This is a genomic window from Planotetraspora sp. A-T 1434, from assembly GCF_025420585.1.
In the GTDB taxonomy this organism is placed as follows: Bacteria; Actinomycetota; Actinomycetes; order Streptosporangiales; family Streptosporangiaceae; genus JAOEGB01.
In genome coordinates this window covers 202,579-215,116 of sequence record NZ_JAOEGB010000008.1, presented here as the reverse complement: position 1 = coordinate 215,116, position 12,538 = coordinate 202,579, and the positions used below count along the sequence as shown (strand labels likewise).

Annotated in this window: 13 protein-coding genes and 1 tRNA gene; 4 read left to right on the top strand and 10 right to left on the bottom strand. The window is 67.2% G+C overall.

Annotation, left to right across the window (positions count from 1 at the left end; all coding sequences use genetic code 11):
- Positions 1–327: 327 nt before the first annotated feature.
- Together N5079_RS13240 and N5079_RS13235 are read right to left on the bottom strand one after the other, a co-directional pair.
- Entirely contained in the window at positions 328–978 is a 651-nt protein-coding gene (locus N5079_RS13240; RefSeq protein ID WP_261583946.1) for a nucleotidyl transferase AbiEii/AbiGii toxin family protein, read from the bottom strand.
- Complete coding sequence (locus N5079_RS13235; RefSeq protein ID WP_261583945.1) at positions 978–1,310, bottom strand: hypothetical protein; 333 nt, start codon at positions 1,308–1,310, stop codon at positions 978–980. Before N5079_RS13235 ends, N5079_RS13240 begins: the two co-directional genes overlap by 1 nt.
- 690 nt (positions 1,311–2,000) lie before the next feature.
- Between N5079_RS13235 and N5079_RS13230 the strand changes: the two genes are divergently transcribed.
- Positions 2,001–2,468, top strand: a complete 468-nt coding sequence (locus N5079_RS13230; RefSeq protein WP_315967825.1) for a type II toxin-antitoxin system RelE/ParE family toxin — start codon at positions 2,001–2,003, stop codon at positions 2,466–2,468.
- Positions 2,465–2,794: a helix-turn-helix domain-containing protein gene (locus N5079_RS13225; protein ID WP_261583944.1), complete on the top strand. Its 330-nt coding sequence runs from the start codon at positions 2,465–2,467 to the stop codon at positions 2,792–2,794. Before N5079_RS13230 ends, N5079_RS13225 begins: the two co-directional genes overlap by 4 nt.
- Positions 2,795–3,147: 353 nt before the next feature.
- On the opposite strand, the gene N5079_RS13220 is transcribed toward N5079_RS13225, so the two are convergent.
- The 7 genes from N5079_RS13220 to N5079_RS13190 all read right to left on the bottom strand — a co-directional run bounded on the left by N5079_RS13220 (position 3,148) and on the right by N5079_RS13190 (position 6,376).
- A tRNA-Val gene (locus tag N5079_RS13220) sits at positions 3,148–3,219 on the bottom strand.
- Between the two features lie 15 nt (positions 3,220–3,234).
- The gene (locus N5079_RS13215) at positions 3,235–4,203 is read right to left on the bottom strand and encodes an ROK family protein (protein WP_261583943.1); all 969 of its coding nucleotides are present in this window, start codon (positions 4,201–4,203) and stop codon (positions 3,235–3,237) included.
- Positions 4,200–4,541, bottom strand: a complete 342-nt coding sequence (locus N5079_RS13210) for a hypothetical protein (protein WP_261583942.1) — start codon at positions 4,539–4,541, stop codon at positions 4,200–4,202. Before N5079_RS13210 ends, N5079_RS13215 begins: the two co-directional genes overlap by 4 nt.
- 124 nt (positions 4,542–4,665) lie before the next feature.
- Positions 4,666–5,121 carry a peroxiredoxin gene (locus N5079_RS13205; protein WP_261583941.1) on the bottom strand — a complete coding sequence of 152 codons (456 nt, stop codon included), beginning with the start codon at positions 5,119–5,121 and terminating at the stop codon, positions 4,666–4,668.
- Positions 5,122–5,196: 75 nt separating this feature from the next.
- On the bottom strand, positions 5,197–5,625 hold the full coding sequence (locus N5079_RS13200) for a DUF3052 domain-containing protein (RefSeq protein ID WP_261583940.1): 429 nt from the start codon (positions 5,623–5,625) through the stop codon (positions 5,197–5,199).
- Positions 5,626–5,764: 139 nt separating this feature from the next.
- Positions 5,765–6,118: a YjbQ family protein gene (locus N5079_RS13195; protein WP_410007784.1), complete on the bottom strand. Its 354-nt coding sequence runs from the start codon at positions 6,116–6,118 to the stop codon at positions 5,765–5,767.
- A gap of 63 nt (positions 6,119–6,181) precedes the next feature.
- Positions 6,182–6,376 carry a DUF1918 domain-containing protein gene (locus N5079_RS13190; RefSeq protein WP_261583988.1) on the bottom strand — a complete coding sequence of 65 codons (195 nt, stop codon included), beginning with the start codon at positions 6,374–6,376 and terminating at the stop codon, positions 6,182–6,184.
- 635 nt (positions 6,377–7,011) lie between these two features.
- On the opposite strand from N5079_RS13190, the gene aceE reads away from it, so the two are divergent.
- Both aceE and N5079_RS13180 read left to right on the top strand, forming a co-directional pair.
- Positions 7,012–9,765 (top strand): pyruvate dehydrogenase (acetyl-transferring), homodimeric type, encoded by a 2,754-nt coding sequence (gene aceE, locus N5079_RS13185; protein ID WP_410007780.1) that lies wholly within the window; start codon positions 7,012–7,014, stop codon positions 9,763–9,765.
- A gap of 170 nt (positions 9,766–9,935) precedes the next feature.
- Positions 9,936–11,897, top strand: a complete 1,962-nt coding sequence (locus N5079_RS13180; protein ID WP_261583938.1) for a serine protease — start codon at positions 9,936–9,938, stop codon at positions 11,895–11,897.
- Positions 11,898–12,104: 207 nt separating this feature from the next.
- Here N5079_RS13180 and N5079_RS13175 read toward each other — a convergent pair whose 3' ends face one another.
- Positions 12,105–12,491: a VOC family protein gene (locus N5079_RS13175; protein ID WP_261583937.1), complete on the bottom strand. Its 387-nt coding sequence runs from the start codon at positions 12,489–12,491 to the stop codon at positions 12,105–12,107.
- Between the last annotated feature and the right edge of the window lie 47 nt (positions 12,492–12,538).

The window sequence follows — 12,538 nt, the reverse complement described above, 5'->3', positions numbered from 1 at the left end:
GCTGGTGCTGGGGGTCGTGGCCTTCCTGGGAGGGGTCGGGAACCTCGTCGTGCGTTTACTCGGGTAAGGAAGTTGTAGGGGCCGCGAAAGAACAAGATCGTCCGCGCCTGCTAATGGCACGTTAATGGCACGAGCCCCGTTTTCCCTGGTGGGAGACGGAGCTCTTTTCGCAGGTGGGCGGGACTGGGTTCGAACCAGTGACCCCTCGCTTGTAAGTCAACCCGGGGAGGGGCGGGACCTGCACAGGTACCGGCCTCGAGCTGGGCTTTCAGTACGTGGTAGCGCGCCGTTGTCCGGGCTCGTCCGTCCCTGTTGTCACCCAGATAGTCACTCAGCTCCTCCGACTGGGGGGACGAGCCTCCTCCGCCACTCGTTCAGACGTTTGCGCATCGTCTCGACCCGTTCGGGTGTCACACCGTAGGCGAGGAAGTCCCGGTCCGGGACCCGCTCAAGGTACGACAGAGCTTCAGCGAACATGAGTCTCTCGAACCCGGGATTGTGTTCTTCGGCGACGGACAAGAGCTGTTCTGTGGTGTAACGGCCACTGCTCAAGATCGCATCGATATCCAGGAAATCCCTGGGCGCCCACCGGTTGAACAGGGCGTCCATCTTGCCGGCCACGGCATCATCGGGGTGCAGCACTGGCCCAATCTCCAGCATGACCGGCGAGCGCGCTTGCCAGAACACCCCCAGATCCACCTTGCAACTGCCCCCCGCAGCGTCACTAACTTCCAGTTGCACCAGATCAGGCGTACGCAGCCGTACTTCGACCTGGAAGCCCTCCCTGCCATAGGCGTCAACAACGACTTGCTCGACCTGCTCCGGAGTTCCGCGCGAGGGCGTGAACAGGTCTATGTCCTCCGATGGGCGGGCACCCATGCCATGTAGCTGTACCGCGTGGCCGCCACCAAGAACGAACCCGTGCCGGGCGGCGACCTCCAAGCCGATACGCGCAAGACGCTCCTGCAGTCGATCCATCAGGCAGCGGAGCGATGCAATTGGGGGAACCGCTCTTCCCACAGCGCCCGGACCCGCCGGGCGGGTAGTAGCTCACCCCAGTGGCGCCTGAGCACCTCAGCGTTGAGAAGCACACGGAAATGCTCCTGACGCCCTTCCTCCAGCACGATCTTGTACAGTGCACTGCGATCGTATGGATCATCCAAATCGAAGCTGCGGCGGCCGCTCCACGCCAGCTCATGCGGGAGTGTCACCACGCCGTGTACCGGCCCAGCCAGCTCGTCCAGCGACTCGGCAACCGCATACGGCCGGACATCCGCATAGCTGAAGGGAGCATCACGCTGACCGTTCATACTCCCCAGTGTGCCCCACCGCGACCAGCATGACCCGCCGTATAACCATTCACACCGTCGCGCTCGGCGGCCGCAAAGCTTTCCTCCGTCGGCAGCTTGTGACCTCGGGAGGTGAGCCTCTTGCCTGAAGTTCAGCCAGTGGCAAGATGGTGCCTATGTCGATCACACGAAAGGGCTATGGCGCGTAGACGTCCGGCTCAGATCCGCGCCGATGCCCCGTGCCCTTGGCCGGCAACTGGCGCTCAGGTCGAGGTCATCTCTGGCTTGTCCCAGCGAGGTCGTGTCACAGTCGCTTGTCTGGAGCGCAAGCGCTATTGGCCGGGTGCTGCGGCAGAAGCACTGCGTGCCTGGTCGCTGTTCTTACGGGACCCGTGGCATCGCCTCTTCGATCCTGCGCAGTCGTGCGGGGTGATGCTCTGCTGTCCGGATCCCCTCGAGCTTCGCGAGATTTTGAACGCTGTCGTCCATGTCCTCCCGAGGAGGGATGCGCGTGTGCTCCGCAAAAGGATCGGCGAACTTGACGATCTCTGGTAGGCCTCACGTGCTAACCCGAGCCCGATGGCAGGGCAAGCAATCGTCAAGACCTGTGGATCAAAATCTTTAGGCGGCCGCAGATGGGGCGTCGGCGGCGGGTCGGTCCACCAGGATGCCGTTGATGAACATCGCTCCGGTCCGGACCAGGGCGACGAGGTGAGGTGCGTTGACCGCACGCCAGCGGGCCTGGCGCAAGGAACCCTTTCCAATAACTGGGTAGGGATAGAAGCCAGGGGTTATATTGCGAGGTGTGCGTGGGATGTAGTACTGCTAGAACCAGTCGAGGACTGGTTCCTCAAGCTCTGTGACACCGACCCGCATACTGCGACCTTGGTCGAACGGGCCATCGACCGGCTTGCCGAAGCCGGGCCAGCCTTAGGTCGCCCGCTTGTGGACACCCTGGAAGATGACGACCTGAACAATCTCAAGGAGTTGCGACCGGGTTCCCGAGGCCGTTCAGAGATCAGGATCGTGTTCGTCTTCGATCCTGACAGGGAAGCCATCCTTCTGGTGGCCGGCGACAAGGCAGGTCGATGGTCGCGCTGGTACCACGAAGCGATTCCGCTGGCCAAGCGACGTTATGCCCAATACCGTACAGACAAGGCGAAGGAGGATACGACATGAGCTCTGCTCGTAGCTGGCGGGAAGTCAAGGCGGAAGCACACCGCCGCCACCCTGAACTGGCCGATCCGGCCCTCCAGGCCGCCGCCGACGCCGAACTGGACGCTTTCGTGGCCGGACACCACCTGAAGGAACTACGCAAGGCACTGGGTAAGACCCAGGCCGATGTTGCCACCGCGTTGGGCATCTCGCAGTCCCGGGTCTCCCAGATCGAGAACGGAGATCCCGACGTCATGGAGTTGGAGACCCTTCGCGCCTATGCGACCGCCCTGGGAGGACACCTGCAGGTAACCATTAGCGTTGGCCCCCATTCCGTCAAGGTGGCCTGAGCCGCCACGCCCTCCAACCACCAGATTGCTGAGATGGCGCGTTGCAACTGGGGGTTTCCCGAGCAGTTACCTCCAAGCGGATACCCGCAACCCACCCCGTCAGGCGGCGGGAAGCCGCTCAGGGAACCGCTCTTCCCACAGCGCCCATACCCGTCGGACAGGCCCCTGCCTGTTTCCAGGTCAGCGCGTGGATGAACCAGTGACCCCTGATCGGAAATAACGACGGTCACATAGGCGCGACAACAGCCCGGCACCTGGCCGCGTTCGAGGGGATTAACAGTATGGACAGCCTTTTGAAGGCATAGTCACTCAGTCCGGGTATAACAAGATCGGTGAGAGTGAGTTTCACCAGGTGGGCGGTACTGGGTTCGAACCAGTGACCCCTCGCTTGTAAGGCGAGTGCTCTACCGCTGAGCTAACCGCCCGGACGGGACTACACCTTACGACACCAGGCCGCCTCTCAGCACATCGAGTGACCAGTCTTGCCCCATGTCGGGCGCTCCGGCGGCCCGCCAGCCGAGGATGGCGGCCCCGAACATCCCGGCGTGGACGCCCAGGGCGGCCGGGCGGAGCGGAGGCGGCTCCCGGAAGGCGAGGCGGGCGGCCAGCCGTTCCCACAGAGGGTCGAACAGCGCCCGGCCCGCCTCGGAGAGGCCGCCACCCAGAACGATCATGGACGGATCGAGCAGCAGGACATACGACGCCAGCGAGATGGCGAGAGCCTCCACCGCCTCGCAGAAGACCTCGCCGGCCGCCTCGTCGCCTTCGAGAGCGAGCGCCACGACCTCCTTGGCGGTGGCCGTACGGCCCGAGCGGGTCGTGAAGCGGCGGGCGACGGCGGACGCGGAGGCGTAGGTCTCCAGGCAGCCGATCTGGCCGCACGCGCACCGCTCTCCCGCCGGCCACACCGGGGTGTGGCCGATCTCCCCTCCCCAGCCGTTGGCGCCACCGTACGGCTCGCCTCTGATGACCACGGCCCCGGCGATACCGGTTCCTATAGGGAGGAACAGGAAGTCGTCGACGTCACGCCCCGCGCCGAACACGCTTTCCGCCAGGCCGCCGGTCCGCACGTCATGCCCGAGCCGCGCCGGGATGCCGGGGGGCACGAACGCCGTCGCGGGGACGTTGCGCCAGCCGATGTTGGCCGAGTACATGGCCGTGGAGGACGTCACGATGCCTGGTACGGCGAGGCCGACGCCGGCGGGCTGGGAACCGAACCGGGAGATGCCCAGCTCGACCAGCTCGTCCACGTAGGCGCGGATGGCCAGGACCACGGCCTCCGGGCCGCTCTCCCGGCCGGTGGCGCGGCCTTCCAGGGCCGTGACCTCGCCCCGCCGCGTGACCAGGCCGCCCTTCATGGCGGTTCCGCCCACGTCGAGGGCGACCACGTACTCTGAGGCCGCTGTCACGAGCGCCCGAGCACGCGGTTGAGGGCGGCCTCGACCTCCGCCGACAGGCCCGGTGCCTCGGTGGACCGGCTCGTCTCACTGGACGGCAGGCCGGCCGCCACCAGGTCGTCCGCCGGCCTGGCCTGCCGTACGGAACCGCAGGACCGGCATTCGACCTCGCCGAGGCGGCAGATCAGTGCGGAGGACCCGCACGAGGCGCACGTGTCGAGATCGAGGTCGTGCGCGCGCTGGCAGTCCGGGCAGACCAGGACCTGCGCCTCGTGGCGCACCCCCCGCTTCCACGGGCTCGCGCCGCGGACGGGATCGGTCTGCCGGGCCCCGCACCGATAGCAGGGCATGTTCGCCTCCAATAGGCTGTCCAGTAACGGATAAAACGGGGTAAATCGGTCGGGATAGGGCAGGTCGGGAGGACAGACAGGTCGGGATAGCTCAGACCGGGATAGGCCGGATTGGGATTCAGGATCAGAGTTCTTCGAGCACCTTGCGATACTCGGCGACGTCCCGCGGGGAGCCGATCTCATTGACGATCTTCCAGCGGACGACGCCCTCGCCGTCGAGGATGAAGGTGCCCCGGACGGCCTGGCCCCTCACGTCGTCGAACACACCGTACGCCTGTGCCACCCCGCCGTGTGGCCAGAAGTCCGACAGCAGCGGGAACGTGAATCGCTCCGCGTCCGCCCAGACGCGGTGGCTGAACATCGAGTCGACCGAGACGGTCAGCACCCGGACGTCGGCGGGCGCCGACGGGAGGAGCTCGTCACGGATCGCGCCCAGCTCGCCGTGGCACACCGGACTGAACGCCAAGGGGTAGAAGACCAGCACGACCTTGCTGCCCCGCAGGTCGGAAAGCCTGAGGGGGACGCCGTGCTGGTCCCTGAGCTCGAAGTCCGGAGCCCTCTCCCCGACCTCTACCGCCATGAGCAGTCCTTCCGGCTGTGATCCGCGCGTCATCCTGCCGTACGGCGTGTCGGGACCGTACGGCAGGGGATCAGCTCAGCGGCGAGCCTTGGGGGCGACGAGCCGCGTCCCCGACCAGTCCCTGGCGGCGCTCACGCTGCTCGTCTGGGACAGTCCCGCGGTTGTCGCGTCCTCGCCGATGTCGCTTGGCTCGACGTGGCCGTCTCGGCCCGCCTTCGGGGTCAGCAGCCAGATCTGGCCTCCGTCGGCGAGTGCGGTCATCGCGTCGCTGAGTGCGTCGAACAGATCACCGTCCCCGTCGCGCCACCACAACAGCACCACGTCGACGACGTCTTCGTACTCCTCGTCGACAAGCTCATTGCCGGTCAGCTCCTCGATGGACTGGCGCAGCGCCTCGTCGCTGTCCTCGTCCCAGCCGACTTCCTGCACCACCTGACCGGCTTTGAGGCCGAGTCGTTCGGCCAGGCCGCGCTCGCCCTGCGCCTGACCCGCGGTCGCGCTCACGTTCATCCCTCCTGCTTGGGTGGCCCCGCCTGTATATGCGGTTGTCCGGCTCTCTGAGAGCCATGCTTCGGCACAGTCCACACGCTGTGACCCACCGTCGTCAACGGTCGCCACGTCCGGTGACCCGCACCGTTATCTGCTAATCGGACAAAAATGACAAACGAACACGCCTGTCCGGGTTGTCGACGTTGAGATCGACGAGTGCGACCGACTGCCACGTCCCCAGGGCGAGCCTGCCACCCAGCACGGGAACCGTCGCGTACGGCGGAATGAACGCGGGCATGACATGCGATCTCCCATGCCCCCGGGAACCGTGCGCATGCCTCCACCGGTCGTCCGCCGGAAGCAGATCTCCGAGGGCGGCCAGCAGATCGTCGTCGCTGCCGGAACCGAGCTCGATGATCGCGATACCCGCCGTCGCGTGCGGCACGAAGACGTGCAAAAGCCCGTCTCCGCCGCATTCGCGCGCGAAATCCGCACACTCCCCTGTCATGTCATGCACCCGCTCCCGCGAGCCGGTGCGCACCTCGATCTCCCGCGATCTCACAGCGAGATACTACGACCCCCGCTGAGCTGGGACGACGACGGCGTCCGGACCTGGAAAGATCAAGGCCTCGTGCCCATCCTCGAAGCGCACCAGGAACGGCGGCTCGCCGCCGGGGCCGCGGACCTCGATGATCTCTCCGTGCTTGTCGTGCTCGCCGACGATGCTCCCGTGCACCAGGAGCCGGTCGCCCACCGATGCATGCATATCCATCCCCCCTCTCTCCTGAGCCTGGTACGGCTATCGCCACCTGGAAAGAGGAGAAACCTCTCCCTCCACAGGGGGAGGGACAACTCATACCAAAACGTTACGCTGCCGAGATGGGGCTCAGGGGCCGGATGGCCGCCTCCCACGCCATGGTCACGGCCGCCGCCGTGCCGATCGTCGAGGGCGTCCTCCACAGCCGGACGTGATCGAGGTGGCTCCGCCGTACGGGTGAACGGGTGCGCGTGGAGATCCACGACGCCGTCGAGCATCCAGAACCGCGGGTCGGCGGGGGCGCGGAGCCGTGCCTCTAGGCTTCCTCCCGGACCTTTCCCGCACATCGCCCCCGCGCGGGGGCGTGCGCTCCCCTTTCCGGGGGAGGAAGGCTGGAGGGGAGACCCGCCGCCAAGTCACTGTGGGCGGTTTGCAAAAATCGTCCTACCATCGGTGGTCTAGGCCATCAGTGACCTGCTGCCAGCCGGGACATCGTGGTTACCGGATAGTAGAGATGCGCTTTCCGAACCAAGGAGCAAGGATGGAAGGCGACCAGAGGAGCGGCGATCCAAGTAGGAACACATCGCAGCAGGCAATAGATTCACAAGACCGTAACCAAGTTCATTCTCGGAAGGCGAGACCCAGTGGCTTCCGGACGCCAGCGTTTCTCGATCATCAGCGACGGCCTACCCAGCCAGTTGCCTGATGTCGATCCGAGCGAGACCCAGGAATGGCTCGAATCGCTCGACAACGTCATCAAGACCGAGGGCCGCACCCGTGCCCGCTACCTGATGCTCCGGCTGCTGGAGCGTGCCCGCGAGCATCAGGTCGGCGTGCCCGGCCTGCGCAGCACGGACTACATCAATACGATCCCGCCGGAGCGGGAGCCCTGGTTCCCCGGGGATGAGTACGTCGAGCGCCGCATCCGGGCCTACATCCGGTGGAACGCGGCGGTCATGGTGACCCGGGCCAACGCGCGGACCAATGTCGGCGGCCACATCGCGACGTACGCGTCGGCGGCGTCGCTGTACGAGGTCGGCTTCAACCACTTCTTCCGCGGCAAGGACCACGGGGAGTCGGGCGACCAGGTCTTCATCCAGGGCCACGCGGCGCCGGGGATCTACGCCCGCGCCTTCCTGGAGGGCCGCCTGAACGAGTCGCAGCTCGACGCGTTCCGGCAGGAGCTGTCCCAGGGGTTCAAGGGCCTGCCGTCCTACCCCCACCCGCGTCTCATGCCGGACTTCTGGGAGTTCCCCACCGTCTCCATGGGGCTCGGGGCGATCGGCGCGATCTACCAGGCGCGGTTCAACCGTTACCTGCTGAGCCGCCAGATCAAGGACACCAGCCGCAGCCATGTGTGGTGCTTCCTGGGCGACGGCGAGATGGACGAGCCCGAGTCGCTCGGCGCGATCGGCGTCGCCGCCCGCGAGGAGCTTGACAACCTCACCTTCGTCATCAATTGCAACCTGCAGCGGCTCGACGGCCCAGTGCGCGGCAACGGCAAGATCATTCAGGAGCTGGAGTCGTACTTCCGCGGCGCCGGCTGGAACGTCATCAAGGTCGTCTGGGGCCGCGACTGGGACCCGCTGCTCGCGGCCGACGTCGACGGCGTGCTGGTCAACCAGATGAACACGACTCCCGACGGGCAGTACCAGACCTACTCGGTCGAGTCGGGCGGCTACATCCGCGAGAACTTCTTCGGCGGCGATCCCCGGCTGCGCAAGATGGTCGAGCACATGTCGGACGACGAGATCCGCAAGCTGTCGCGCGGCGGCCACGACTACCGCAAGGTCTACGCCGCGTTCAAGGCGGCCCGTGAGCACGTCGGCCAGCCGACGGTGATCCTCGCCCAGACCATCAAGGGCTGGACGCTGGGCAAGGACTTCGAGGCGCGCAACGCCACCCACCAGATGAAGAAGATGAGCAAGGCCGAGCTCAAGGAGTTCCGCGACCGGCTCTACCTGCCGATCCCGGACAAGGACCTCGAGGGCGACCTACCGCCGTACTTCCATCCGGGCGAGAACAACGACGAGATCGCCTACATGAACGAGCGCCGCGCCGCTCTGGGGGGCTACGTCCCGAAGCGGGTCGTGCGGGCCAAGCCGCTCAAACTCCCCGGCGACCCCGTCTACGCCGGCATGCGCAAGGGCTCGGGCAAGCAGAACGTCGCCACCACGATGGCGTTCGTCCGCCTGCTGAAGGACCTCATGCGGGACAAGGAGATCGGGGCGAGATTCGTGCCGGTCATCCCGGACGAGGCGCGCACCTTCGGCGTGGACGCGATGTTCCCGACGGCCAAGATCTACTCGCCGCACGGCCAGACCTACGAGGCGGTCGACCGGGAGCTCCTGCTCTCCTACAAGGAGTCGACCGAGGGCCAGATCCTGCACGAGGGGATCAGCGAGGCCGGCTCGATGGGCTCGGTCATCGCGGCGGGCAGCTCCTACGCCACGCACGGCGAGCACATGATCCCGGTCTACATCTTCTACTCGATGTTCGGGTTCCAGCGCACCGCCGACCAGATGTGGCAGCTCGCCGACCAGATGGGCCGCGGCTTCCTGCTCGGCGCCACGGCGGGCCGTACGACCCTGAACGGCGAGGGCCTGCAGCACGAGGACGGCCACACCCCGCTCATCGCCTCGACCAACCCGGCGGCCGTGTCCTACGACCCGGCGTGGGCGTTCGAGATCGCGCACATCGTCAAGGACGGCCTGCGCAGGATGTACGGGGACGACCCGGAGAACGTCTTTTACTACCTGACCGTCTACAACGAGCCCTACCCGCAGCCCGCGGAGCCGGCCGGGGTCGACGTCGAGGGCATCCTCAAGGGGCTCTACCTGTACGCGCCCGCGACCGGGGACGGCCCGAAGGCCAACATCCTGGTCTCCGGCGTGGCCGGGCCGTGGGGCCTGGAGGCCCAGCGGATGCTCGCCGAGGACTGGGGCGTCTCCGCCTCGGTATGGTCGGCGACCTCCTGGTCGGAGCTGCGCAGGGACGCCCTCGCCGCCGAGGAGCACAACCTGCTCAACCCCGACGCCGAGCAGCGCGTGCCGTACGTCACGAGCAAGCTGTCCGGGATCCCCGGGCCGTTCGTCGGCGTGAGCGACTACATGCGGGCGGTCCAGGACCAGATCGCCCAGTGGGTGCCCGGCGATTGGGCCTCGCTCGGCACCGACGGGTTCGGCCTGTCCGACACCCGTTCGGCGCTGCGCCGCCACTTCCACGTGGACGCGGCCTCGATCACCCTGGCCGTGCTGACCCAGCTCGTGAAGCGCGGCGAGGTCAAGCCGGAGGTCCTGAACGAGGCCATCGCCCGCTACCACCTCAAGAACGGCGTGACCGAGGTCATCAGCCAGCCCACCCCGGAGACCAACGACACCCAGTCCATGGGCGTCTAGTCTTCAGGTCTTCTCAAGACGGCCTCCGCTCCGGCGGGGGCCGTCTTCGTTTCGTACGGCACAGCCCTGGCCCCCGCGCAGGAAGCCCCAAGCCGCCTACAAGCCACGGACAAGACCACCCGTTCACGATTGCCCCCGTGAATGGAAATATCAGGACTTGCATTGGCAGATTGAGCAGGGGGCTGGTCGCAACGGCGGCGGTCGCCCTGGTGGCCCTTATCGCCGTGGCGCCGCCCGCCTCGGCGGACAGCGGCGACGACGTCCCGGTCGGGACGCGGCTGGCCGCCCGCACCCACCCGGCCGTGCAGCTCACCAGCCTGACCTATTCGGGCGAGGTGGTCGTGCCGACGGGCACCATCAAGCAGGGCCCGTTCAACCAGCTCGTCAACCAGGCCACGGTGGCGGTGCTCGACGGCAAGATCTCCTCGGACGAGCGGAGCATCGCCAAGTATCTCTTCCAGCAGATGGCGGCCGACGTCAACCGCTACCTCAAGCCGACGTCACCGGAGCGTACGGTCAAGGCCCAGGTCGGCGGGTTGTGCACGGGCTGGTGGGTCACGCCCGACGGCTACATGGTCACCGGCGCGCACTGCGTCGAGATGAGCGACCAGGAGCTGTCCGACGTCTTCGCCGCGCAGGCGCTGGAGAAGTTCAACAAGCAGGACGCCAAGTCCATCCTGAAGGACCTGCGCGGCATCTCGGCCGACGCGGAGATGGTCCAGCTCGCCCAGCAGATCTACGTGACCTTCAACAGCAGCCACCTCAAGATCCGCGGGCTGCAGAAGAGCCTTTCGGTGCTGCAGAGCCTGCCGGGCGGCGGTGTGGACAAGACGGCCAAGGCGGTCCCCGCCGAGCTGGTCTCCGTGGGCGAGAGCTACCCGGGCAAGGACTTCGCGCTGCTCAAGGTGAACGGCCAGCAGAACCTGCCGACCCTGCCGCTGGGTGACGACAGCGACGTCCAGACCGGCAACACGCTCTACATCAGCGGCTTCCCCGGCCTGGTCACCAACACCCCGTTCTTCAGCCTGGAGTCGAAGCTGGAGCCCGCGCTGACCGAGGGACCGTACAACGCGAAGCGGACCACCCAGGAAGGCGTGCCGTACATCCAGACGCAGGCCCCCTCCTACCACGGCAACTCGGGCGGCCCGGTCTTCAGCAAGGACGGCAAGGTGATCGGCATGCTGATCGCCGGGACGGTGAGCGACACGGGCGAGTCCTCGGAGAACGAGAGCTTCGTGCTCCCGGTGTCGATCATCAAGGAGAAGCTCAACGAGAAGAACATCAAGCCCGCCGAGTCGCTGACGACCCGCAGGTACAACGAGGCGCTCGACGACTTCTTCAAGCGCCACTACAAGGACGCGCTGCCCAAGTTCCGAGAGGTGCAGGCGCTCCACCCGAACCACCCGTACGTCGCCAAGTACATCAGCGACTCCCAGCAGGCCATCTCGTCGGGCAAGGACGAGACGCCGCAGCCCATGTGGCTGTGGATCGTGATCGGAGCGGGCGTGCTGCTCGCGATCCTCGGCGGCCTCGCCCTGCTGTCGATGATCCTGCGCCGCCGGAAGCGCGCCGCCACTCCCGCGACGTACGGCGGCGCCTACCCCGGGCCGGCCGGCGGGGCCTACCCGGCGAACGGCGGCTACGGGGTCAACGGCGGGATCAACGGCGGGATCAACGGTGGGATCAACGGTGGGATCAACGGTGGGATCAACGGTGGGATCAACGGTGGGGTCAACGGCGGCGGCTACGCGGGCAGCGTGGCGGCTCCGGCCTGGCAGCAGAGCCTGCCGGCGGGTGCCCAGCACCAGGCTCGTCAGCAGGCTCGTCAGCAGGCGCGGCACCAGGTCGAATACGACGTCCAGGCCCACGTCCAAGGCGCCGCCTGGGAGGACGTCCGGGGGAACGCGCGGCACGACGCTCAGGCGCCCGTTCAGCCCCCCGTTGAGGCACAGGCCGGGGCGTACGGCCAGCGGCCCGACGGCCCGACGCAGTACGTGCGGCCCATGCCGTCGCCGTACGGCAGGCTGGAGGAGCCGGTGCCCGGCCAGCCGAGCGCCGCGCAGGTGGCGGAGCTGGAACGGGAGCTTGCCGAGCTGCGCCGCCGGCTGGAGCAGCGCCCGCCGGGTGCGTGAACTCCGAACAGCCCCGGGGGAAGCACGCCCGGGAAGCATGCCCGCGGAGAAGCCGGCCCGCGGGGAGAAAGCCGGCCCGCGGAGAAGGGGCCGTCCGATCGCCCTCTGAGGCCCGGAGGGGAAGCGCCCGGGGGGAAGTGCCTGGGGAAGCACGGGACCGCGGCGGTCCCGGCGGGCGATCGGACGGCCTGGGGAGGCTCCGGCAGGTCAGGCGCCTGCCTCGGCGAAGATCCCGAAGGCGTTGCCGGAGGTGTCGTGGAGGTAGGCGAAGTCGGGGCCGCTGGTGTTGCCCAGCACCTTGTGAAGCACCTTGCCGCCGAGTGCCTCGACCTTCTCGCAGGTGGCGGCCACGTCCTCCACGAGAATGGTGAAGACGGCGTGGCCGGGGAACTGGCCACGCGTGCCGAAGACGCCCCCGCGAGGCTCGTCGTCATCCGGATAGCTGAGGATCCGATAGTCGATGCCCCCCGCCGCGGACTCCTCGTCCACCCGGAAGCGCCAGCCGAACAGCTCGCCGTAGAAGCGCTGAACGCTGTCCGGGTCGTCGCTCGCGACCTCGAACCATGCCACAGTGTTGACGGCCGGGGTGGTCATCACTCGTCTCCCTCGCTATCTGATGGCGCCGCCCTGACATCGTGAGC

Coding starts and splice junctions, on each gene's coding strand:
- N5079_RS13175 (WP_261583937.1), bottom strand. CDS start 12,491: ATGACCACCCCGGCCGTCAACACTGTGGCATGGTTCGAGGTCGCGAGC.
- N5079_RS13225 (WP_261583944.1), top strand. CDS start 2,465: ATGAGCTCTGCTCGTAGCTGGCGGGAAGTCAAGGCGGAAGCACACCGC.
- N5079_RS13190 (WP_261583988.1), bottom strand. CDS start 6,376: ATGCATGCATCGGTGGGCGACCGGCTCCTGGTGCACGGGAGCATCGTC.
- N5079_RS13235 (WP_261583945.1), bottom strand. CDS start 1,310: ATGAACGGTCAGCGTGATGCTCCCTTCAGCTATGCGGATGTCCGGCCG.
- N5079_RS13195 (WP_410007784.1), bottom strand. CDS start 6,118: ATGACAGGGGAGTGTGCGGATTTCGCGCGCGAATGCGGCGGAGACGGG.
- N5079_RS13240 (WP_261583946.1), bottom strand. CDS start 978: ATGGATCGACTGCAGGAGCGTCTTGCGCGTATCGGCTTGGAGGTCGCC.
- N5079_RS13210 (WP_261583942.1), bottom strand. CDS start 4,541: ATGCCCTGCTATCGGTGCGGGGCCCGGCAGACCGATCCCGTCCGCGGC.
- N5079_RS13205 (WP_261583941.1), bottom strand. CDS start 5,121: ATGGCGGTAGAGGTCGGGGAGAGGGCTCCGGACTTCGAGCTCAGGGAC.